Annotated in this window: 27 protein-coding genes; 9 read left to right on the forward strand and 18 right to left on the reverse strand. The window is 40.7% G+C overall.

What is annotated here, in order from left to right:
- Position 1 precedes the first annotated feature (1 nt).
- The 5 genes from WG989_RS14370 to lpdA form a co-directional block, all read right to left on the reverse strand.
- On the reverse strand, positions 2-1564 hold the full coding sequence (locus WG989_RS14370; RefSeq protein ID WP_340430342.1) for a M20/M25/M40 family metallo-hydrolase: 1563 nt from the start codon (positions 1562-1564) through the stop codon (positions 2-4).
- Positions 1565-1694: 130 nt separating this feature from the next.
- Positions 1695-2930: an MFS transporter gene (locus WG989_RS14375; protein ID WP_340430344.1), complete on the reverse strand. Its 1236-nt coding sequence runs from the start codon at positions 2928-2930 to the stop codon at positions 1695-1697.
- Positions 2931-3060: 130 nt separating this feature from the next.
- On the reverse strand, positions 3061-3885 hold the full coding sequence (locus WG989_RS14380) for an ion transporter (RefSeq protein ID WP_340430346.1): 825 nt from the start codon (positions 3883-3885) through the stop codon (positions 3061-3063).
- 175 nt (positions 3886-4060) lie between these two features.
- Complete coding sequence (locus tag WG989_RS14385; RefSeq protein ID WP_340430348.1) at positions 4061-5089, reverse strand: alpha/beta fold hydrolase; 1029 nt, start codon at positions 5087-5089, stop codon at positions 4061-4063.
- A gap of 359 nt (positions 5090-5448) precedes the next feature.
- Positions 5449-6855: a dihydrolipoyl dehydrogenase gene (gene lpdA, locus WG989_RS14390; protein WP_340430350.1), complete on the reverse strand. Its 1407-nt coding sequence runs from the start codon at positions 6853-6855 to the stop codon at positions 5449-5451.
- A 321-nt stretch (positions 6856-7176) separates the two neighbouring features.
- On the opposite strand from lpdA, the gene WG989_RS14395 reads away from it, so the two are divergent.
- Positions 7177-7875 (forward strand): MotA/TolQ/ExbB proton channel family protein, encoded by a 699-nt coding sequence (locus WG989_RS14395; RefSeq protein ID WP_340430351.1) that lies wholly within the window; start codon positions 7177-7179, stop codon positions 7873-7875.
- Positions 7876-7887: 12 nt separating this feature from the next.
- On the forward strand, positions 7888-8301 hold the full coding sequence (locus WG989_RS14400; RefSeq protein WP_340430353.1) for an ExbD/TolR family protein: 414 nt from the start codon (positions 7888-7890) through the stop codon (positions 8299-8301).
- Positions 8302-8456: 155 nt separating this feature from the next.
- On the opposite strand, the gene prmC is transcribed toward WG989_RS14400, so the two are convergent.
- Positions 8457-9353, reverse strand: coding sequence for a peptide chain release factor N(5)-glutamine methyltransferase (gene prmC, locus WG989_RS14405; RefSeq protein WP_340431702.1), 897 nt, complete (start codon positions 9351-9353; stop codon positions 8457-8459).
- Positions 9354-9402: 49 nt separating this feature from the next.
- Between prmC and ribD the strand changes: the two genes are divergently transcribed.
- The 3 genes from ribD to WG989_RS14420 are packed head-to-tail and all read left to right on the forward strand — an operon-like array spanning position 9403 to position 12009.
- A complete protein-coding gene (gene ribD / locus WG989_RS14410; protein WP_340430355.1) occupies positions 9403-10479 on the forward strand; it encodes a bifunctional diaminohydroxyphosphoribosylaminopyrimidine deaminase/5-amino-6-(5-phosphoribosylamino)uracil reductase RibD in 1077 nt (358 codons plus the stop codon).
- A 1-nt stretch (position 10480) separates the two neighbouring features.
- Entirely contained in the window at positions 10481-11365 is an 885-nt protein-coding gene (locus tag WG989_RS14415; RefSeq protein ID WP_340430357.1) for a hypothetical protein, read from the forward strand.
- A gap of 41 nt (positions 11366-11406) precedes the next feature.
- The gene (locus tag WG989_RS14420; RefSeq protein ID WP_340430359.1) at positions 11407-12009 is read left to right on the forward strand and encodes an IMPACT family protein; all 603 of its coding nucleotides are present in this window, start codon (positions 11407-11409) and stop codon (positions 12007-12009) included.
- A gap of 79 nt (positions 12010-12088) precedes the next feature.
- On the opposite strand, the gene WG989_RS14425 is transcribed toward WG989_RS14420, so the two are convergent.
- On the reverse strand, positions 12089-12850 hold the full coding sequence (locus WG989_RS14425; RefSeq protein ID WP_340430361.1) for a YdcF family protein: 762 nt from the start codon (positions 12848-12850) through the stop codon (positions 12089-12091).
- A 96-nt stretch (positions 12851-12946) separates the two neighbouring features.
- Between WG989_RS14425 and WG989_RS14430 the strand changes: the two genes are divergently transcribed.
- Positions 12947-13444, forward strand: coding sequence for a hypothetical protein (locus tag WG989_RS14430; RefSeq protein WP_340430363.1), 498 nt, complete (start codon positions 12947-12949; stop codon positions 13442-13444).
- Between the two features lie 76 nt (positions 13445-13520).
- Positions 13521-14018, forward strand: a complete 498-nt coding sequence (locus tag WG989_RS14435; protein ID WP_340430366.1) for a hypothetical protein — start codon at positions 13521-13523, stop codon at positions 14016-14018.
- Positions 14019-14025: 7 nt separating this feature from the next.
- Here WG989_RS14435 and WG989_RS14440 read toward each other — a convergent pair whose 3' ends face one another.
- The 7 genes from WG989_RS14440 to WG989_RS14470 all read right to left on the reverse strand — a co-directional run bounded on the left by WG989_RS14440 (position 14026) and on the right by WG989_RS14470 (position 19678).
- Positions 14026-14664 carry a L,D-transpeptidase family protein gene (locus WG989_RS14440; RefSeq protein ID WP_340430368.1) on the reverse strand — a complete coding sequence of 213 codons (639 nt, stop codon included), beginning with the start codon at positions 14662-14664 and terminating at the stop codon, positions 14026-14028.
- 167 nt (positions 14665-14831) lie between these two features.
- Positions 14832-15815, reverse strand: a complete 984-nt coding sequence (locus WG989_RS14445) for a bestrophin family protein (RefSeq protein ID WP_340430370.1) — start codon at positions 15813-15815, stop codon at positions 14832-14834.
- 62 nt (positions 15816-15877) lie between these two features.
- On the reverse strand, positions 15878-16414 hold the full coding sequence (locus WG989_RS14450) for a GNAT family N-acetyltransferase (protein ID WP_340430372.1): 537 nt from the start codon (positions 16412-16414) through the stop codon (positions 15878-15880).
- A gap of 130 nt (positions 16415-16544) precedes the next feature.
- Entirely contained in the window at positions 16545-17861 is a 1317-nt protein-coding gene (locus WG989_RS14455) for a sugar porter family MFS transporter (RefSeq protein WP_340430374.1), read from the reverse strand.
- Positions 17862-17990: 129 nt separating this feature from the next.
- Positions 17991-18170: a hypothetical protein gene (locus WG989_RS14460; protein WP_340430376.1), complete on the reverse strand. Its 180-nt coding sequence runs from the start codon at positions 18168-18170 to the stop codon at positions 17991-17993.
- Between the two features lie 98 nt (positions 18171-18268).
- Positions 18269-19105 carry a maleylpyruvate isomerase N-terminal domain-containing protein gene (locus WG989_RS14465; protein ID WP_340430379.1) on the reverse strand — a complete coding sequence of 279 codons (837 nt, stop codon included), beginning with the start codon at positions 19103-19105 and terminating at the stop codon, positions 18269-18271.
- 159 nt (positions 19106-19264) lie between these two features.
- Positions 19265-19678, reverse strand: a complete 414-nt coding sequence (locus tag WG989_RS14470) for a DsrE family protein (RefSeq protein ID WP_340430381.1) — start codon at positions 19676-19678, stop codon at positions 19265-19267.
- Positions 19679-19694: 16 nt separating this feature from the next.
- On the opposite strand from WG989_RS14470, the gene WG989_RS14475 reads away from it, so the two are divergent.
- A complete protein-coding gene (locus WG989_RS14475) occupies positions 19695-19850 on the forward strand; it encodes a hypothetical protein (protein ID WP_340430383.1) in 156 nt (51 codons plus the stop codon).
- A 118-nt stretch (positions 19851-19968) separates the two neighbouring features.
- Positions 19969-20310, forward strand: a complete 342-nt coding sequence (locus tag WG989_RS14480) for a hypothetical protein (protein ID WP_340430384.1) — start codon at positions 19969-19971, stop codon at positions 20308-20310.
- Between the two features lie 240 nt (positions 20311-20550).
- Here the strand turns inward: WG989_RS14480 and WG989_RS14485 are convergent, their stop codons facing one another.
- The 4 genes from WG989_RS14485 to WG989_RS14500 all read right to left on the reverse strand — a co-directional run bounded on the left by WG989_RS14485 (position 20551) and on the right by WG989_RS14500 (position 23084).
- Positions 20551-20841 carry a hypothetical protein gene (locus WG989_RS14485; RefSeq protein WP_340430386.1) on the reverse strand — a complete coding sequence of 97 codons (291 nt, stop codon included), beginning with the start codon at positions 20839-20841 and terminating at the stop codon, positions 20551-20553.
- A 236-nt stretch (positions 20842-21077) separates the two neighbouring features.
- On the reverse strand, positions 21078-21479 hold the full coding sequence (locus WG989_RS14490; RefSeq protein WP_340430388.1) for a DUF4348 domain-containing protein: 402 nt from the start codon (positions 21477-21479) through the stop codon (positions 21078-21080).
- Positions 21480-21651: 172 nt separating this feature from the next.
- The gene (locus WG989_RS14495; protein WP_340430390.1) at positions 21652-22152 is read right to left on the reverse strand and encodes a hypothetical protein; all 501 of its coding nucleotides are present in this window, start codon (positions 22150-22152) and stop codon (positions 21652-21654) included.
- 215 nt (positions 22153-22367) lie between these two features.
- Positions 22368-23084: a hypothetical protein gene (locus WG989_RS14500; RefSeq protein ID WP_340430391.1), complete on the reverse strand. Its 717-nt coding sequence runs from the start codon at positions 23082-23084 to the stop codon at positions 22368-22370.
- Between the last annotated feature and the right edge of the window lie 202 nt (positions 23085-23286).

Raw genomic sequence — 23286 nt, forward strand, 5'->3', positions numbered from 1 at the left:
ATTATCTTGCGGGTGCCGGTTGCGGCATTTCTTTTCTTGGTAGTTTCTCCTCACGCTGTGCTGTGTTGTACACAAACGTTGCTACAATTACAGCCATTTGTTTCAGATCATCCGGGATCAGGTGATCGTAACTATCCATTGTTGTATGATGTGTACGTGTATCGTATTCAATTTCATCCTGTATAAACTGGAAGCCCGGAATACCCAACTCGTTAAATGAAATATGATCAGTACCACCAGTGTTTTGTAACGTAAGGGTAGAAGCGCCCATTTCTTTAAATGGTTCCAACCATTTTGCAAAAATCGGTTGCACGCCGGTATTGCCTTCTAAGTAAACACCTCTTATTTTTCCTGTACCATTATCAATGTTATAGTAAGCAGAAATTTTTCCCTGTTCGGGTTTTACTTCTTTGGTAACACGATCGCCTACATGGTTCTTGATCCAGCCTCTTGAACCAAGTAAACCTTGTTCTTCACCACTCCATAACGCAATGCGGATCGTACGTTTCGGTTGCAGGTTGAGCGCTTTAAAAATTCGCATCACTTCAAGCATTACAGCACTGCCGCTTGCATTATCTGTTGCGCCGGTTGATCCCTGCCAGCTGTCTAAATGTGCACCCAGCATTACGACTTCATCTTTCAGTTTTGGATCAGTACCTTTTATTTCGCCAATTACATTATAACCTTTTACATCATTACCGGTAAACTCCGATTGTACATCCAGCTCCATCATAACAGGAGTGCCATTATTTACAAGCCGGTTGATGGTTTTGATATCTTCAAACGAAACAGCAATTTCCAGAACAGAAGGTTTGCCATTGGTGAAATCAACACGTGATCCTGCCGGCCCTTGTACAAACACAGTACCATCGTGCGATGCTGCACTGCTGGTTAGGTAAGCGGCTGCACCTTCGCTGGTAATGAGTTCTTTGATGAGTGTGTTCAAACGTTGTGCTGCACCAAAACGTCCGAACTGTGCATTGCCACCGGGACGTGGTGTTGGTGGCTGCGGTTTATAATCAGCCATTTTCTTTAAGTCTTCTTCGGTGTAGCGGTTAGCATCGGGTTTAAAGCTGTGCTTATATTCATCCACACGATTTACCAAAACTATTTTACCGGCCAGCTTGCCTTTGTATTGCATCAGTTCGGTTGAGTCTTTTACATTGATCACCACTACTTGCGCTTTTTGCAAACCTTTGGTGCTTTGTGTCCATGTTTTTGGATAAGCGATCATGGGTTTGTAATACGGAGCTGTCATAGCTACATAACTTTTTTTCAATTCCCAACCTTTGCCGAAATCGCCCCAGGCTTCCAGTCCTGCTTTATCGGCGCCCCATTTTTTTAATTGACTCACGGCGTAATCCGCAGCACGGTAATAGCCGGGTGAATTGGTTAAACGTGGTCCGCTTACATCCGTTAAATGGAACGCAATGTTCATGATCTGCGAATTAACCGTGCCTTCCTGAATGATCTTGTTGATGATAGTAAGATCTGTTTTTTCTTCCTGGGCAACTACAGAAATTGTGCTGAAGAGCAACCCTGTAAAAAGCAAGAATTTTCTCATGTTATTTGGTTTGTTGTTGAGGGATTGGCCGCCGTAGCGGAATAAGATTGAAAATACAGATAGGTTTTGAAATAACAGACAGAATCTTAACAGCGGCTGAATAGGGTGTTGTATGGTGCTGTAGAAGATGCTACAATTCTACATAATCCAGATCTTTTGCAAAGGTTTCTTTCGTTTTTATAACCGAGTAAATACCAATGGCAAGGATGATGATACCTGTAACCCATGCACCCGTAATGTAATCATTGAATACAATATTGCTTCGCAGAAACTGGAATAATAATAACATCAAAGGCAGAAAACCACGTACAAGATTGGGAACCGATACGGTTACTGTTGACCGCAAGTTGGTGCCGAACTGTTCTGCACTCATGGTGATGTATAACACCGAAATACCTGAACCAAAACCAAGCCCCATGCAGATGAGGTACATGTTAAATGCACTTCCTCCTCCTCTGAACACAAAGAACAACAGGATGAAGAAAGCTGTAATGCCATAGAAGATGTACAATGTTTTCTTCCGGCTTTTTAAATAGTTACTTAAAAGTCCGGCACCCATATCGCCAAACACCAACGCAACATATTGTAACATCAATGCTTTTGGTTGATCGAAACCTGCAATACCGAATTGCTTTGCAAACTCATCAGAAAAACTGATGATTATACCAATGATATACCATACCGGTAAACCAATGGTAATGGCACGCAGGTAACGCAGAAAACGTTCTTTGTTATTCAGAAGCATGAAATAATTACCACGAGGTGTGTTATCTTTTTTTACAGATGTAAACATGCTGCTCTCAAGAAATCCTGCACGCAGAAACAAAAGCGCAAGCCCCATGCCGCCTCCAATAAAATAACAAAGCCGCCAGTTTTCATCACTCAAATAATGAATGAAATAAGCAGTGATGGTACCAAATACACCACTGGTTGCAATAATAGTTGCCCCAAGCCCTCTTTTTTCTTTTGGTAGCAGTTCACTTGTTAAGGTGATGCTGGCACCTAATTCGCCGGCCAATCCTAATGCAGCAATGAAGCGTACCAACCTGTATTGTTCAACATCTGTTACAAAGCCATTCGCAACTGTTGCAAGTGAATAGAGTAAGATGGAACTGAAGAGTACACTTTTCCGTCCTTTCTTATCGCCCAATATACCCCAAAGAATTCCACCGATCGTTAAGCCAAGCATTTGCCAGCTCAATAAATTTTCACCAATATTTTTTAATTCGTTTTCGGGAACACCTAAGTCAGTAAGACTGGAACGCCGGGTGATATTGAACAGCAGCAGATCATAAATATCAACAAAGAATCCTAAAGCTCCTACGATAACAGGAAGGGAGAAAATGCCGTATTGTTTTGGTTGCATGAAAGCTGATTAGAAACGGAAGATAAAAATAATTTGGATGTTGCCCACGTCTCGGTTCGTGTCTCACAAACCTGAAGAAATTAAAATAGGATCGTGGGACACGAACCAAGGCGTTCGATGTAGTAAATCGTTATTGATGAGTCAAACTGTTGCCACAGTGTTTGCAATAGCTGGCATCAACATCGTGTCCTTCCCGTCCGCATGCGGGACAGGATTCATGTTGCTCCCGTTTGTGACGCATGGCTGCCGTCATCTCAGATGTTACTATGCCGGTTGGTACTGCAATAATAGCGTAGCCAATAAACATAATAACACTGGCGAATAATTTACCCAGCGTTGTTACAGGTGAAATATCGCCATAACCAACAGTAGTGATGGTTACAATTGCCCAGTAAATACTTTCGGGTATACTGCTGAATCCATTTTGTCCATGTTCCAGCAAATACATCACCGAACCAAGGATGATCACAATGGTAAATACAACGAGCATGAAGATGGTGATCTTGTTCAAACTGGCCCGAATAGCATGTCGCAGGAAACGTATCTCACCCAAAAAATGCGTGAGTTTAAAAATGCGGAAAATCCGAAGCAATCGAAGTGACCGCAACACCATCAATGATTGTGTGCCTGCAATAAACAGACTGAGGAAAGAGGGGAGGATGGCAAGGATATCGATCAACCCAATAAAACTTAACGCATATTTCAATGGTTTTTCCAGTGTTAATAATCGCAGGATATATTCGAGTGTAAACAGAACGGTAAGTATCCATTCCAGTGTTAAAAACAATCGCCCGTATTGTTGATGCAATGTTGCAATGCTGTCGAGCATTACAATGAAGATGCTGGTTACAATTGTTATCAGTAATCCAATATCAAAAGCTTTACCGGCTTTGGTATTACTTTCAAAAATAATGGCGTGGAGTTTCTCCCGGCTGCTATTGGAAAGTAAAGGCATGCTGCAATTTATTACTTTCTGTGGTTAAGCTGTGGGTAATTCGATATTGAAGGAAGTTGGCGGTCTATTTCAAAAGTTGATAGATCTACGCCCTGGTTCGTGTCTCACGAACCGGAAGAATATTAAATTGGTTCATGGGACATGAAACAACGCATCAGGTTTTACAACTGTAATTTTAATGAGCCAGAAATTCACGGATTGTTTTCAAATACAGCTCTGGCTGTTCAATAGATAGAGCATGTCCTGCATTGGGAATTACTGCCAGCCTATGATTTGGAAAAAGTTCCATGTATTCGTCAGTAAATCCCCAGTGCTGATTATCGTACTGTGCTTTCATTACTAAAACAGGAATAGTAGAATGCAGCAACTGAGGTCTTGGATCCTTCACAGTGAGTAGATTTTTAAATGTCATGATGGCTGCATAAAAACCGCCGCCAGGCTCGGGCGGAGCAATTTTGGACGTATCACGTACTGTTGATTTGTTTACTTCATATTCAAGGTATGTTTCAAATTCATCTGCTTCTTTATCGCCAGCTATCTTCCATCCGAAACGTGTTGCAAAAAAAGCCATTGCTTTTGTACGGATGTTATTCGCTTTCTTATTTCCCTGCGCATTACTGAAAACCGGTGCTTGTAAATGCAGGCTGTCGGGAGCTTTTACTGAAAGTAATTCTTTTCGAAACGGATAGATAGGGCCGGGGCAGGTAAAAATTATTTTGTCAATTTTTGTTTGATTTTCTGCTGCAAACAACACCGCTAAAATAGCACCCCATGAATGCCCGATTAAAATCACTTTCTCTGCGCCAATTTCTTTAATGATCTCTTCCAAGTCTTTTCGATGCCTTTCAGGAGTGTAGCCGGAAATATTTTTCAGTCTTGCCGATTGACCGCTTCCTATCTGGTCGTACAGATACACATCATAACCATCATCAGAAAAGTTTGAACGTAATTGAATTGCTTCATCTGTAAGAGCACCACCCGGGCCTCCGTTTAAAAAAATAAGTGGAAAAGATTTTTTAGTTCCTTTTCCTTTGAAGTACGTATAACCAATTTCTGATCCGGTTGATAAATGCCAGAACTGTGTATCTGCCCTCGGCTGCAATTTGGGTACATCATATTGTCTGGGAAAAAATACATGTACCAGGAAGATCACTGATGTAATAAGTACTAAGTATGCCGATGCTTTGAGCAATGTTCTTTTCATTTGCTTTAGAACGGTTATAAGATTGCGATAGTATGTTGCAATGCAGTAGTCTTACGCCTTGATTTGTTCGCAGCAAGGTCTCCCAATAGTTAAAGATGATTGACAGCAGCAAGCTTGGTTGCGACGCAGCGTGCTCGAATAAAAGCTGTTAAACTGAAACACGCAATGTCCCCGTCAGCTTAGTTCCACACCTTAGTTTGTGTCTCACGAACCAAAGGATTAGATGTAAGCTGATGCAAATTATTTGTACTGCGGTTGACAGCAAATAAAAAAGGACCATCGTTTCCGATGATCCTTATACATTGATGGTAATTAGGACGTTTTTGCTTCCTTCCTTTTGGGGAGGTTAGGAGGGGGCTTTAAATATCGATCGCTTCACCATAAGCAGCAGCCGTTGCCTCTTTCAACGCTTCGCTCATAGTTGGGTGAGGATGTACACCATTCAGAATTTCATGATAAGTTGTTTCCAGTTTACGTGCAACAACAACTTCAGCAATCAATTCAGTTACACCTGCACCGATCATGTGTGCACCAAGGAATTCTCCATACTTCGCATCGAAGATCACTTTCACAAAACCATCGGTGTTACCTGCAGCACTTGCTTTACCACTTGCCATAAAGGGGAACTTACCAACTTTTACTTCGTAACCCGCTTCCTTCGCTGCTTTTTCTGTATAACCTACACTTGCAATCTCAGGCGTGCAATACGTACAACCGGGGATGTTGTTATAATCCATTGCTTCAGGAGCGTGGTTGTATTTCTTTTCCATGTAAGCAATATGCTCAGCAGCATTGATGCCTTCTTTACTTGCAACGTGTGCAAGCGCCTGGCCCGGAGCTACGTCACCGATCGCATAAATACCAGCTACCGATGTTGCACCATATTTATCAACAACAATTCTTCCTTTTTCAGTTTTAATACCGTTTTCTTCCAATCCAATATTTTCAATGTTGGCAACAACACCTGCAGCGCTTAACAAAATATCAGCTTCAAGAACCTGTTCACCAGCAGCAGTTTTCACGGTTGCTTTTACACCTGCACCTGACGTATCAACTTTCGTTACTTCAGCACTGGTCATAATAGCAATGCCTTTTTTCTTGAACTGCTTTTCCAGTTCTTTCGAAATGTCTTCATCTTCAACAGGTACAACACGTGGCATAAATTCAACAATGGTAATTTTTGTACCCATGCTGTTATAGAAATCAGCAAACTCAACACCAATTGCACCACTACCCACCACGATCATTGATTTAGGTTGAGTTGGCAACACCATTGCTTCACGATAGCCAATGATCTTTTTACCATCCTGCGGCATTGAAGGCAACACACGGCTACGGCCACCTGTTGCAATAATGATATATTTTGCTTCAACTGTTTGTTTGCTTCCGTCGGCAGCAGTTACTTCCATTTTGCCTTTGCCGGCAACTTTTCCGTAACCCATGATCACATCGATCTTGTTCTTCTTCATTAAAAAGGTAACACCCTTGCTCATTTTGTCGGCCACACCACGGCTACGTTTTACGACACCGCCAAAATCGTGTTGCACATTGCTGGCAGAAATACCATAATCGGCACTATGTTTCATGTATTCATACACCTGGGCACTTTTCAACAAGGCTTTGGTTGGAATACAACCCCAGTTCAAACAAACACCACCAAGGCTTTCTTTTTCAACAATTGCAACTTTAAAACCAAGCTGTGAAGCACGGATAGCAGCCGGATAGCCACCGGGACCACTACCAAGAACAATTACATCGTATGCCATATTTCTTAATTAATAATGAGTAAATGGATAATTGGAAATTATCGGCTGCGAAGGTAGTTGAAGTGAGGGAAATAGCAAAAGGGAAGAAGCTACCAGCCGATAGCAGATAGTAAAGTCTGAGACTAGCTTTGCCACTTGCTACTATCCACTAACCACTATCGGCTGTCTTTTAGCTTTCCTCTAACACAAATCGTTAAAACATGGACGCATATTTGACTGTGGAAAATAAACAGTGAAAGGTCACGTTTAGATGCTTTGCAAGATTTACATTTGTTTGCATTCGGTAAAAGCTGAATGTGATTACTAAAACCATTGAACAGTATGAATTTCTTTCTTCTTCAGGTGCAGAATGCCATTGACACACTAACAAATGCAGCTGCAACACAGGCCGTTCCTAAAAAAGAGATACACTTGATCGATCTGCTGATGCAGGCAGGCTGGATCATGATCCCCTTACTTTTATTAAGTATTGCAACAGTGTATGTGTTTGTTGAACGCTGGATGGCGATCAAAAAAGCTACGGAAGTGGATACAAATTTCATGAATATTATACGTGATAATATTTTAAGTGGAAACGTTACGGCGGCCCGCAATTTTGCACGCAACACTGCTAATCCGGTTGGACGTATCATTGATAAAGGGTTACAGCGTATCGGCAAACCGATTGATTCCATTGAAAACAGTATGGAGAACGTGGCACAACTCGAAATGTATAAGCTGGAACGAAATGTAAATATTCTTTCAGTGATCTCGAAGATCGCTCCCATTTTTGGTTTTATCGGAACATTGGTGGGATTGATGCAACTGTTTTTTAATATCAACGCAACCGGTGAGTACGAATTGAGCACCATTGCCGGGGGTATCTATACAAAATTGATCACATCAATTACAGGATTGGTGATTGGTTTGGTGGCGTATATGCTCCACAATATTTTGCACACACAGGTGGAAAAAGCATTGAATAAAATGGAAGCATCTGCTGCCGATTTTCTTGATGTATTGCAGGAACCAACACGTTAAACCAACTCACGCATGAATCTAAGAAAGAAAAGAGCAGAATCATCGGAGGTGTTTACAGATGCGTTGAACGATATCCTGTTCATCCTGTTGATGTTTTTCTTAATTGTATCTACACTGGCCAATCCCAATGTGCGTAAAGCATCATTGCCAAAAGCCAAAAGCAATACCCGCAGTAAGCAAACGGTGGTGGTAACCATTGATGCTACCAATCATTTTTATGTAGGCTCCAAACCTGTCGATCCGTTGCTGATGGACACAACACTTTCGCAAATGATCAGTGCTAAACGTAACAGTGGCGAAGAGGTGAGTATTGTCATCAATGCAGATCGTAACGCCACCATTGAAAGTTTTGCTGCGGTGCTTCGTGCTGCTGATCGTTTGGGTGTAAAGGCGGTGATGAGTGTTGATAAAAAAGGTGTCGAGTAAAGTACAAAATGGGAAGTTGGAAGTAGAAGGCAAGCCACGGCTGAGATGTAAATAATTTTGAAACGGGCTTTTCAACATTGAGCAACTGCATTGGCGTCGCACTCTTGTACAACAGATCATTATTCAACTGAAGCCGGCAAAATACAAATCATCAACTACAAACTTGCCTTCAACATCCTGTCATTTCCACTCATATCTTTCCGTAATTCAACAGTAAATCCTTTTTGCTGAAATAATTCAACGGTTTCATTTCCTAATTGTTGGTTTATCTCAACATAAACAGCACCGTTCGGTTGGAGATGCTGTAATGCAAAATCAGCGATCTTTCGATAGAACAGCAATGCATCTTCATCAGGAACAAACAATGCTTTGTGCGGTTCAAATTCCAGCACATGTTTACTCATAGTGTTTGCTTCTGTTGTTTTGATGTAAGGCGGATTACTGACGATGATATCATACTTGCTTAATTCATTCCATTTGCTTTCATCTAAAAAATCAAGCAATTGAAAGTTGACTTCAGTTTCATTGTTTAAAGCATTTGTTGTAGCCGTATGCAAGGCTTCACTGCAAACATCAATGGCTGATACTTCGGTTTCCGGAAGATTTTTTTTGAGAGCGATGGGGATGCAGCCGCTGCCGGTGCCGATGTCGAGGATGGTTAGTGGTGAGTTGTGAGTGGTGAGTAGTGAAGCCGTACTTCCAACTTCGTACTTCGTACTTTTCTTCCCACTTTCCACTTCCTTCACGATCCAATCGACTAGCTCTTCCGTTTCCGGTCTTGGAATTAACACACTTTCATTTACTTCAAATTTCAATCCGTAGAACCATGCTTCATTCAGCACATACTGTAACGGACGATGGGTGAGGAGTTGCTGCAGAATACGATCGATCTGTTGGGTTTCTTCAACTGAGATGTTCTCTTGTTTGATGTGATGCAACTTCTTTTTAGCTACATGTTCAACAACCAATGCAGCCATAGCTTCTGCTTCAGATGGTTCATGTGCAGCAGTTAATGCTTGCCGTAAGTGTTGATATTGTTCCTGCCAGATCATACGCAAATCTACCTGCTTCTTCCGAAACCGCTATTTTTGCAGCCTTACAATGACCACCGACGAACAATATATGCAGCGCTGCATCGAACTTGCCCGTAAAGGCGCAGGTTCGGTTGCACCCAATCCCATGGTGGGGGCGGTATTGGTATGCAACGATGAGATCATCGGAGAAGGATGGCATCAACAGTACGGCCAGGCACATGCTGAGGTGAATTGCGTTGCTGCTGTCATCCCGACGAAGGAGGGATCTGCTGATCAAAGAATTCAACACTCCACTTTATATGTTTCCCTTGAACCCTGTGCCCATTTTGGCAAAACACCGCCTTGCAGCGATCTCATCATCAAACACAAGATCCCGAAAGTGGTGATCGGTTGTCGTGATCCTTTTAAAGAAGTAGATGGCAAGGGTATTGAAAAACTGAAAGCAGCAGGAGTGGAAGTGATCGTTGACGTTTTGAAAGATGAATGTATTGATCTCAACAAACGTTTCTTTACGTTTCACCAGCAGCAACGTCCTTATATCATTCTCAAGTGGGCGCAAACAAAGAATGGAATCATGGCTTCCAAATCATCAGAACGGTTATTGATCAGTAATGAAATGACCAACCGTTTAGTACATCAATGGCGCAGTGAAGAAGCTTCTATTCTGGTTGGAACGAATACCGCCTTGCTTGATGATCCGCAACTCACAAGCCGTTACTGGCCCGGTAAACAACCTGTTCGCTTGGTTTTGGATAAACATTTGCGTTTGCCCAACACGTTAAAGCTTTTTAATGATGAGGCAAGAACTATCATTTTTAATTCGATAAAAGATGGTGAAGAAGGCAATGTTCGGTACTATCAATTGCCGACGGATGCTGAAACTGTTCCTGCCTTATTAAATGCATTGTATCAACTCAACATTAATAGTGTACTTGTGGAAGGTGGTGCACAACTGCTAAAAAGTTTTATTGCAGCCGGTTTGTGGGATGAAGCAAGAATCATTACCAACGAACAACTAACTGTTGTTGATGGATTAGCTGCACCACAATTGACCAACGCTGTACAAACCGGTGAACAACTCATCGGAATAGATCGAATTGTGTACTCCAGAAACTCATCATTCATTACTCATCACTCATTGTAATATGCTTTTATTGTTGCTTGGAAGTATTGTATTCAGCTCATGGTTAACGTTATCGTTTAAACTACTTGAAAAGCTTGGCATTAATACCTTCCAGGCAATAGTTTTCAATTATATCACTTGTGTTATTACAGGCTCATTTGTAAACGGCGCATTCCCCATCAACAAAGAAGTAATTGGGGAAGAGTGGTTTCCATGGGCAATGGTCATGGGAACCATCTTTATTTCGTTGTTCAACGTCATTGCAAAAACAGCACAAACAATGGGTGTGGCTGTTGCATCAGTCGGGAATAAATTATCGTTGGTAATACCTTTTCTCTTTTCCATTTACCTGTATAACGAAGATGCCACAATTTTTAAAATAGTTGGGGTAATTGCAGCACTGATTGCAGTTGTGCTTACCTGCTGGCCCGGACCCGGACATGTTGAACCTTCGGGTAAAGTAGTAAAGACAGCTTATTTTCTGTTACCTGTTGTTTTGTTTGTCGCCAGTGGTTTGCTTGATACCATGATCAAGTATGTTGAAACAACTTATATCAACGACACAAATCAAAATGCTTATCTCATCAGTGCATTTGCCGCTGCTGCATCTATTGGTATCATCAGTTTGGTATTCCTGTTTGCAACCGGACGATTAAAGTTTGAACCAAAAGCTGTTGTTGCAGGTATCGTAATTGGTGTGCCGAATTACTTTTCCATCTGGTGTCTTATGGGTGTGCTGAAAGCCTATGCGGGCAATAGCTCAGCCATCATCCCGATCAATAATATGGGAATCGTTTTATTCAGCACAGTGGCAGCATTCCTGATGTTCAGAGAAAAATTGACAAAGCTTAACTGGATCGGAATAATCATATCAATCGCTGCCATTGCACTGATCGCTTACGGTTAGTTTTTTACTCACTATTCACCATTGACCATTCACAACATTAAATGAACGAAGAATTTTATTATACCATTGCCCAACCTGTTGTAGCTGAGTTTAAAGACCGGGGTAGTCGTTTTCTGGCCTATGCTTACCCGTTAATTTCTGTTGATGATTTTAAAACAAAGATGAAATTATTGAAAGAAGAACATCCAAAAGCAGTGCATCATTGTTTTGCTTATCGTTTGGGTGTTGACGGAAATACATTTCGTGTGAGTGATGATGGTGAACCATCGGGAAGTGCAGGTAGACCTATTCTTGGACAGATCGATAGCAAGCAACTTTGCAATGTACTGGTAGTAGTGGTGCGATACTTTGGTGGCACATTATTAGGCGTGCCAGGTTTGATCAATGCGTACAAAACTGTTACATCACTCGCTCTGCAAACAACGCCCATCATTCAAAAACAAATCGAAGTGAATTATCAATTACATTTTGATTATACACGTATGAATGATGTGATGATGATCGTAAAACAATACAACTGTACTGTGGTAAAACAAGAAACGAATTTGTTTTGTGATGTTGAGATCAGTATTCCCAAGAACAGGTTAGAAGAAGTGTTGTTTAAGTTAGGGGAGATGCATACGGTTGAAGTAAGAAAGTTGTAAGTGTTAAGTCCTAGGTTCTAAGTTAATGAAGCTAGTGCCTTTTAACTCCGTACTTCGTACATCAAATCTCGTACATGCTTCAAGCTTTCCCCGTCATCTTATACACCAGCAACCCCACCACTTCTTTCAAATAATTATCCCATCCCTGGAATGCATGATGCGATGGTGTAACAGATTCCCAGAATAACTGTGGATTATTGATCGATGTAAAGTTGCATGGATAAGCAACCGTATTCAACCCGACTTTAGTAAACACCTGTTGTGAACGTTTCATATGCATGGCTGATGTAATAAGCAGGTAAGGTCCTTTCAGTTGTAATGAATCAAGCAGTTTTTTTGAATACAATGCATTCTCATAAGTATTACGGCTTTGGTTCTCACTAAGGATATCATCTTTGGCAACACCCATTTTCAGTAATTCATCTTTTACAAAGTCGGCCTCTTTGTATTGCTGGCGTAATACACTACCACTGCCGCCGCTGATAAGTATTTTTTTGATGTGGCCTAGTTTGTATAAACGAATGGCCTGTATATACCTGTCGCTTGCACTGCCATAAAAACCCTGCTTGCTTTTAAATTCAAACGAAACAAAACCTGCCAGCAAAATTCCTGCCTGGTATTGTTCTCCGCTGGTCATTACTTTTTGTTTTGCCTGCCAGTTCAACGAAAGCTTGTGAATAATGTATGGATTTGAAAATAACAGAAACCAACTGATACAAAAAATGACCCGGCGGCGTTTCCGCTGCTGATCTTTCGTAAAAAAACTGATCAGTGCAAAAATAAGCAGCCAGTTAAAGGGCGACAGTAAAAAAGAGAGGAGCTTCGATAACAGAAAAAACATGGCGTGAAGATAAAAATTTCTGCTTCCCGTAAAACTTCTTTCCGCAAAAAATGCCTTTAGCAGGGATTTTGCAGCAGATCGTTAAAATGATCTTCTATGAAACAATTACTCGTCTCAATGCTGCTGCTCGTAACCTCTGTTGCTGTTTCGGCTCAATTAAAAGTGAAGCCCGATTGTGGCGTGTTAACCGTTGATGTATTCAAAGGCTGGATCAATGAAGCCAAACCAAATATCGATCCGGAACAAATAAAAGTGAAGCTGCCCTGTTTTACTTCGTTCGAAAAAGAAGGGCCTTCTTCTACCTGCGGCGGTGGTGTATATTATGATAATAAAGGGATCCGCTTTTATACGCAGCGTGATTATATTGTGATCAGCAGTACATTCAAAGGCAAATTCACAGCCCCGGTATTAGGTGCAAAAAAATCCAGCATGTTCAGCCGTTTCGGTAACCCTAAACTGAAAGATGCTAATTGGGAAGCCTATCAAATGGCCTATGGGATTATGATCGTGTACTACAATACGGCCGGCGTTGCAAACAAAGTGATCATCAGCACAAAAACGACGGATGATATTGATCTTTGCAGTACGAATTAACCCTTATACAACCAAGCTTCATTTGTTCAATTAAAACATATACTGGAGATTTGCAGTATTCCCTAAATTAGTGTCTATGAAATATGCTTTTCTCCTGTGTGCAATGTTAGGTTTTACAATGATCGCTAACGCTCAATTGAAAACAAAACCCGATTGTGGCGTTATTACCGTGGATGTGTACAAAGGCTGGATCAATGAAGCCAAGCCAAATGCTGATCCCGAACAGATCAAAGCCAAACTTCCCTGTTTTACATCGGCTGATAAAGAAGGCAACGAATCGGGCTGTGGCGGCGGCGTGTATTACGATGACAAAGGCATTTGTTTTTATGTGCAGCGTGATTATGTAGTGATCACCGATGCGTTCAAAGGAAAATTTACCGTGCCGGTGCTGGGTGTAAAAAGCGACGATCTGTTTGTAAGGTTTGGCAATCCAAAAGCAAAAGATGCAAATTGGGAAGCGTACCAAATGGCCTTTGGGATCATGATCGTGTATTACAACATGAAAGGCGTTATCAACAAAGTAATTCTCAGCACCAAATCAACGGATGATATTGATCTGTGTAACATCAATTAATTCGTTTTTATTTCTGTATCATCACCGGCGTTCCCGCTTTTGCATACCGTGCCAGATCATCAATATGTGTATTCTTCAATGAAATACAACCGTTGGTCCAGTTGTAAAAACGATCAATAAAATAATCGTTCCCCGGCTCCACGCCATGTATGCCGATGCCATTGCCAATACTTGCAGAGGCGGGAACCAACCCATTACTTTTTCTTGCTTTGAATTTCATTGCACTTTCATTGGTAGGATAATCGAGCATCAGCATCTTGCGCCATAACCTATGTTGATTGTTGTAAACAATTTTAAATGTGCCTTCCGGCGTACGCCGGTCGCCCTGCATAAATTTATCTTCCAACGGTTTTAATCCAAATACAACCGGATAAGTTGCAAGCAATCCTTTACTGTCGTAAACCCGTAACTGGAAATCAGATTTGTCGATCACGATTCGTACAGTACCCGACACAGCGCCTGCGGGCCTGAAATATTTCTGCATGGTACGGATGCCTGTTGTACGAACTGTTGTTGAATTGGTACTTGTTTTTTTTGTCACGGTTTTATTGGCCGCAGTATTGTCTGCAGAGCCGGGCGTAACATTGGTTGAACAGGATACAACAAATAAGCACAATACGATCTGTGCTGTTGAAACATACTTCATAGCATAATGGGTTTTAACCGGTGGTACAGTTGAAACAATGATTTACAGCAGCAGAATTTTGGGGATTATCTATCAGCAAAAACGATGCAACAAAATAAGTTATTGCATCTTTTTTCTGAATGTGGAAAGCTTAACAATTTCTGTGAAAAACAACGCAGCAAATCTACTTACATCAAAATGTTATTTACCGGTGTAACAGGAGCGGGGAGTTCTGTCTCATCCAGCATTTCCCGCAGATCAATTTCAATGGTGCGGCTCAGCGCTGTAATGGGTACATCGTTGGCACTTCCTTCAAACGGATTTTCGGTGGCTTCGCCCACACGCTCCAGGCTCATGAATACCCAGGTAACAATGAGACTGAAGGGAATATTCAACCAAACATATACATCGCCCAGCTTCTGAAATTCATTCAATAAACCAAACGGCACAACAAATGTGAACAGACGGATAAAAAATAAATTGATGGAAGAGAACTGCCGTGGATAAGGAAAGTTTTTGATACGCTCACACTTTCCCTGTTGCTCATACAAATTCACCAGCATGTTTTCCATTTCAATATGGTAGAGTGTATCAAGCTGTCCGTTTGCGTGTAATGTTTTTAAATGAGTTGATTGTAATTTGATGAGATGTGTTGCACGGTTTTTTTTCTGCAGAATGTAATCGGCTTCCTTTTCCGTTACATAAGGTTTCAATTCATCTTCCAGTTTGCTTTGCCATTCGGGTACCACATAAAAACGTTTGTATTCAATGTTGTATCGTTTTTGTGTGTTTTCCCAAATTCTTGTTTCACGCAATTGAAAACGCAAGGCAGTAAGCCATGCAATGTGGCGATAAATAAGTGATCGATGTGCCGTTTCATCGGTTACAAGATCTTTCACCATCATACCCCATGCACGGCTTTGGTTTACAATGGAACCGTAGATCTGTCGTGCTTCCCACACACGGCTGTAGGTTTGTGTATTGCGGAAACCGGCAATAAAAGCAGCCGCTGTACCGATCATGGCAATAGGCACCCATGGTATGGCAAGCCAATGCCAATCGAGAAATTGATAGAGAGCAGTAGGTATAGCGGCAATCAAAAAGAGTTTGTAAATTTCGCTGCGTGTCCAATTCAAAAATTCTCTCAGCGAATACTGACGTCCTGCATGCATAAATAGCGGTGATTTGAAAACTGAAAATAGGAAGAAATCAATTTCAATTACCTGAAACTAATTCACAGCGGCAGTATCATGTCTTCGTTCAACCCATTGTATTGAAAATGCCCGAGTGAGCGAAAGCCGTTCTTATGGTAAAAGCGAACAGCTTTGGTGTTGTCGGTTTGCACACCGCCCCAAAGAATGAGTTGTTTTACTTGCCTGTTTTTCATTTCATCCACTACATAATTGAACAAGAGTTGACCAACACCTGCACTCTGCCATTCGTCGGTAACAGAAGGTGCGATGGTATAACAATCATCATACAAAATGTCTACTCCGTATTGTTGCAAACGTGGATAATCATGATGGAGGTAACCTTTTTTCAACACCGTATAAGCAACAATTGTTTCAGAGGAAGGGTCAACGGCAACCCATGCTTCATGTTCGTGATGATGGTGAAAGCTCGTTACTTCTTCTGTATTATAAGGATGTGGCTGAAAGCGCCTGACTGTTGCCGGGCTTAATTGTTGAAGATACAGCAGCAACTGTTCAAGATCATTGCTGTTGAGTTGCCGTAGTGTAACGGGTTTGTTGTGTTTGGTTAAAGCTGTCATAGTTAAAACGTTATCAGTACTGCACGGGGTCCGGTAAATACGTTTTTGCTAACACTGTTTAGCTGGTACCGATGTTTTCATGGCTAATAATTCAACAATTTACGCAATTCTGTTTTGATTAGATTTATTACTAATGAATAATTCTTGTCTCCATATCCTCCAAGGCAACGCCTTTTGTTTCAGGCATCAGAAAACGTACATACAGCAATTGCAAAACCATCATCACACAAAAGAAAAGAAAAATAGGAGCGCCACCATATTTCCCTGCAAACCAGGGGAAGGCATTTGCAATAATGGCTGCAAACACCCAATGTGTAAGACTGCCGAACGATTGGCCGCTTGCCCGCACTTCATTGGGAAATATTTCTGAAATAAATACCCAGATCACCGCACCTTGCCCCACAGCATGCGCCGCAATGAACATGAACACAAAAAATTGCATACCGGTGTACTGATCGGTGTAAAATGCATACGCCATTAATCCTAATGAAATAATGTAACCAACAGAGCCGATGTACATCAGCATTTTTCTTCCAAAGCGATCAATGAGTGAAAGACCGATCATGGTGAAAATTAAATTCACCAAACCAATACCGGTTGATGAAAGCAGTGCAGATGATGTGCCCAGCCCGGTCATTTCAAATACACGTGGTGCATAATAAATAATAGCGTTGATACCCGATGCCTGATTGAAGAATGCCAACAGAAACGCAAGTAAGATGGGCCAGCGGAATTGTTTGGAAAAGAAATTTGTTTTTGTTTTTCGTTCGCTGTGTTTTGATTCAATGATGGCTTGTAATGTTTGCTCTGCAGTTGATGGATCAATTAGATCTAATACATCCTTTGCTTTTGTATGATCGCCTTTGTGCAATACCAGCCAACGTGGGCTTTCAGAAATCAATAATGTAAGTATTGTAAAGATGAGTGAAGGGATGGCTACAATGCCCAGCATCCATCGCCAGTCATCTTCACCAGTGGCACCCAACAAATAATTTGATACATACGCAATGAGAATACCAAACACAATGTTGAATTGAAACAGCGCAACTAAAAAACCTCTTTTCTTTGGCGGCGCAATTTCTGAAATGTATAACGGCGATACAACCGATGATGCACCAATGCTGAAACCACCAAGTACACGAAAGAGCATGAACACATATACATCCTGCGCCATAGCCGAACCAAGCGATGATACAAGAAACAGCAATCCGATCCAGAACAGGGAGCGTTTACGACCGAATTTATCGGCAATCATACCGCCGAACAAAGCGCCGATGACAGTTCCGTACAAGGCAGTGGCAATGGCCAACCCATGCATGGCATCGCTGAGTTGCCATAGCTGCTGAATTTTTTGTTCAGCACCGGAAATAACAGCTACATCTAACCCAAATAAGAAACCGCTCAACGCAACCGTAAGCGACCAGAGCAATAATTTGTTTGTTTGCATAACAATCGTGGTTTAGGCAAGGTGTACTTCCAACGATTACTGTGAAAATAAACTTTCTGTACTATGTTGAAGCGTCGTGCAATTATGCAAACGTTTGATGTTTGAATATTCTAAAAAATATGGTTGATGTTATTCCTCTTCTGCTTTCGGTTTTCCATGGTTGCGCCATTTAAGGAAATAGTTAATGGAATTGATGCTGAAAAGGATACTTAAAAGAATGCGTGTGAATAAACGCATGCGGTCTGTTTGTGTCAGTTCATTCCAATTCATGGCAACATCAACAATTAAATAGATTACAAGTGCCAGCATAAAAATGCTAAAGATCAGATGAGATTTTTTTGATTTAAACATACTCCGGTTGTGGTAAGTTTTAAAAAAAAAGTTATTCCTGTTGTTGTACAATTTGTTTACGCCATCACCGCCACCATCTTCAACGCCTGTTCAGCCAATGGTTTGTTTCCTTTCATTTCAACTTTATCAACTACCTGTTCGGGTTTCCAGCTTTTCGAAAATAATTTCCATGCAGTATCGGGATCGATCGCTACATGTGCATCCGGCTCAAGATTGATTTTTTTATTCAACAGCCAGCCGTTTTCTGTTTTTACAATATTCCATTGTCCGCCAATATCTGTGAGCACTTCAATTGATACAACTGTTCCAAATGCTGCATGTACATCACGGAATGTATGCGGAAGTGCACGCATAAAAACATCAAGGAAGGGATGATAAAATTCTTTCGTCATGATTCCCTGTTTCCCAACCGCATCTCTGATTTGTTGCTGGTGTAAAAATTTTTCGGTGTATTCTCTTGCAATGTGAAACCAGTTTTGTGATGTTTCTTCACCGGCCCATGCAACAGAAAACACTGCTTTACCAAGTGGATCTAATGTTTGAAGGTGTTCATAATATTCCTGTCCGGTTGTTTCCAACAGTTGAATTAACAGTTGCGGACTTAATCGTTTTGTTGCAGTGGTCCAGGAAAGGTTTAGCTGATTCAGAAAATCTATCAGGTCTTGATACGAATGAATGTTTTCTGCTTTTTCTCCGAAATAACCATCTCTTGATGTTGACAATGCCCGGAGGTTTCCATCCAGTAAATGAGATGCAACATCTTTTACCTTCCAAAGTTTGGCAACTGTTGGAGCGTTCCATTCTTCTGCTGTAAGAGAGCGTAACAGTTCCATCAGCTTTTTATCCAGTAACGGAAAGAGCGGCAAGGTATTTATTTGTAATTCGTCGTTCATTTTTCTGTTGTGGTTTGAAGTTGATGCACTACGCTAAATTATCCGCCACATGTGATATCTCCAAACTTTATCCCTGCCCGAATTATACGACAGTTCGCTGATAAGCCGCCGGGGTTGTTCAGCAGTTCAATAAATCTGTACGAAGTTTAACGAAGACTGTCAGTTCACCACTTTAATATAGCCATAACCTTCTGCCTGCTTCTTCACGAGTTCATAAATACCATCGGGAACGGTTTGTACACCGGGCAGCAGATCCGCTTTGTTGATGTTGTGTACTTTCATCGCTACTTCACAAACACTGAAGGTTGCTTTTTTTTCTGCGATGATCTTTTGCAAACCATCGGCCACTGATGATTTTTCTTTGGTGACCATGCTCAGCGATTTGCCGTAAAATACCACCACTACTTTTGCATCGGGATCAGCTTCTGTTATTGCATTGATCCAACGTACAACCCTTGCATGTACATCCGCATCAGCCGTGGTGATATCAAAAACTACGTTGTAGGGTTTGTTTTGAGCACACAGTTGAGCTGTGGCGATACACAGCAGCAGAAGCATCAGTAACTTTTTCATGACCTGTTGTTTTAGGATGCAGAAGATACGCAATCCTGCAGGCGATGTCAAGGTGGAGCAAAAATTTGCATGGCAAATGAAAACCGGAAGATTGTATCGCAGTTGCGGCTTGTTCGCCAATATGTTACCACAACCGGATGTTGCACAAAAAGTTGCATTGATTTTGCTGTAATTTTTGATGCAACAAAGCAAAGCAAAAAAGAAGTTTTTAAATTCTGCAAGTTGCGGCTTTGAATGTCGTCTCTAGATGGTAATTTTCAATACTTCTTTAAACATTAAAACAACTTGTCATGAAAATTTTATTCAGCCTCTTATTGATTGTGGGATGCGTTACCGCCAGCTTTGCACAAACCGGAATTGATGGTAACTGGAAAGGAAGCCGTGAAACACCCAACGGTGTTATTGAAATTACCTACAGCTTTAAAGTGGAAGGAAATGTATTAAAAGGTACCTGGAAAACACAGTTTGGCGAACGTGAACTGGAAGAAGGAAAAGTGGACGGCAAGAAATTTTCGTTTTCTGTTTCGTTCAACGAAATGAAAATTGAAAATACCGGCGAGTTGGTGAGTGAGAATGAAATTGTGCTGAAAAGTACAAGAGGAGAGATGAAGCTGGCAAGGGTGAAACCTTGAGTTTAACGGAATGAATCAATTGCTTCTTTGCAGGCGGGTCTTTGAAAAGAGACTCGCCTTTTTTATTGAGCGTCTGTTTCGATGATCGGCGATAAAAAAGGAGAAACATAGAAGTGAAGTTTCAGCAGTAAATCCTTGATTTCGTTGTTGGTGAAAAACACACAACAACGGCTATGGTGCATTTAATTCGCTGGGATACCAACAGCGGCAAAGGCTGATGATTAACTATATTCAATCGTATTAACCAATACTGAGTTCAAACCCGTTAATAGCCCAAATAATTACCAACACAAATATTACCAAGGATTCCCAAATCCACACTGTTTTCATCTTTGGTTTCAGATTTTTGATAACATTTTGTTCAATTAGTAAAGCGACTAAAATGCAAATTGCAAATATCAAAGCAATAAGGCCTCCTAATGAATTACCTCCTTGATTATCGATAAACAAACCATTAATAGTCACAACAATGGAAAGGGCAAAAAGAATTGCTAGTAAAATTGAGATTGGTGTAAAGATTAATTTTCTCATGGATAATAAAAATTGAAAGCCGGCTATTAATTGCCGCTAACGTTGACGGCTTGCTGCTGTGCTGGAATTCATTGATTATCCAGCCCGGTACCGCAGCCGATTTGAAAAAGTGAAGTTGAAGTCATGAACTTAAGATGAAAATTGAACATTAAGCCGAAACCAAAGCTGATAGCGATTTACAGCCGATTGTTACTACGTCAGCCAGCATAGCAGCAAACCGATTGTTAGCCGCTTTTTTAGGTCGAACTATCCTCAACAGCGACAAAAAGCCATTTGCCATTTCTTTTCTCAAAAAGATAGTCAACTATAATCCCATTGTCAATTCCACGTATTTGAATTACCACTGCTTTCTGGCTTTTGTCTAAAATAATCTTCTGTGTCCATTTGTCACTATTACTAACAGATTTGTTTTTTCGAAAATCCATCATCTCAAAGTCAGAACGATGCTTATAAAGTATAGTATCCTTATCGTTTTCAAGGTCATACTGTTTGATTTTTAAAGGAAATAGTGTTCTGCTACGTTGAAATGCTGTGCCCTTACTAAAATTGTCAATAAATAAATTGAAGTCAACTTCGACCTTATCAGTCGTCGCTGGTTGATTAACTGTTTCTTCATTGATTCGACCAGTTTCAGTCATGTGGTTGTCGTCTGCACAAGAGTATAAGACAATGAGTGCTAGAAGTACTGGGAAATTTCGAATGAGCATAGTCTAAATATTGGGGTGAATGTGGCTAAAATTAAGCTATGATTTTGTCAAACTTTTTTTCTTGTCACAAGTTCTGCTGAGGTCAAATTGCGGCAAGCCGATGTTAGCCGCTTTGCTTTGGTAATTTAATAACTCTGATGTTCGTATATATTCTTGGTCTGCTATTGTAAAGTGTAAAAAGTTCCTTTCCGTAAAACGTCACCGGCCATGATGTCAGCTCATTTGAAACATGTTTATAAAGCAGTTCGGTCGCTTTACGGTCAATCGTTAGTACTACAGGAAATACGATACAATATTCGAGATAGTCTGCAATTGATGCGTCCAATGCTTCGTTCTTTATCGTATCCGGTGTGGCAATCTTCAACAAATCCCAAAACAATGCTGCCTGCGAAAATTGTCCTGCAGTGTCAAGTCTCGCATGTTGGAGATTATGTTTTAAGTCCTTTGTCGAGTCGATTTCTGCAGAAAAAAATAAATCAAAAGATTGATGTGTCCTCCAAGGAGAAAAGAGTACATAGCCAGTTACTGTAGAACTTTCTTGTCCCCAAACAGTCTCGGTAGTGATAAAAAAAACAAGAGCAAATATGGTTTTAGTGAGTCTCATGTCATTGCGGCTAACGTTCAGGGCTTGGCGATGTTGGGGCATTTGCGTTTCGTCACGCCTGAACTGAAGCCAAATATAGTTACTGTTGTTTATAGTGTTTACAAATGTTGAGGCGAGTTCTGTCGAGCCCGTGACGAAAGGAAAATAGAATTACAAAGGCTGATGCTGCGTTCAGTCAAGCCCCAATATTGCCAAACCTTTTGTTGTGCGTAGTATTACTTTGAAATTCTAACAATCTCACCTAATAAAGAATCTAAATCTTGTCGAAAGTCAACTTGTGTCTCATTTGGTAATATTTCAGCCTTTCTTATTTGTGTGTGAAGGAAACCGTCTGCAATGTTTTTGAGAGACTCATTTAAATGCGTCATATTCTTCTTGAAACTTTTATTTTCTTTAGGTCCACCATAATTATTTGCAACTTCGTCAAAACTTGAAAGATTAAATATTGGTGGTATGTGATGCAATATCGTTCGTCCAATCATACCAACAGATAGAAAGTTTCCTCTACTATATGTGTCATTAATTTCTTCACATAGTCTTACCAATCTTGAAAAGTCGAACTTGTTGTTTGGCAGATTTTTAAGTTCCTCTATTCTTTTTAAGTTTACAAATAAATCTTTGTTGTACTTGGTGTTTAAAAGTTGCTTTTTATGTCCAAAAGGATAATCACCAATAAAATCTTCTGTTTTGTCTTTGCCAAGTAAAACGAGAGCTTCCTCAGGGTAATAAAATCCAATAATATTTTTCCGAATCAGATATTGTTGTCTACAATGTTTTTCAAATTCATTTAAGTCAACTTCCTTGTCGTTAGAAAATATTTTAAAATTTTGTAAATTTTTTCCGTGATAAGTCTGACCAGAAATTGTAAACTTATCATCGCCGTTTTCATAATACGCAAGTACGATAGGCAGTTTCCTTTCGTCAAGTTTCATTAAGTTGAAACCTCCCGTACTTGTTTCAAATAGTAGATTATAGTTCATAAAATATTACGCACAACGGCTACGGCTTGGCGATGTGGCGGTATTTGAAAATCGTCAGCCCATAACCGCTGCTAAATTTATAACTAAAAGTTCATTGTTTATTCAATTGCTCGGCGTTATTCGTCGGCTGGAACTGAAGCCGAATAGCGAATAA

The organism is Lacibacter sp. H407, from assembly GCF_037892605.1.
Lineage (GTDB): Bacteria > Bacteroidota > Bacteroidia > Chitinophagales > Chitinophagaceae > Lacibacter.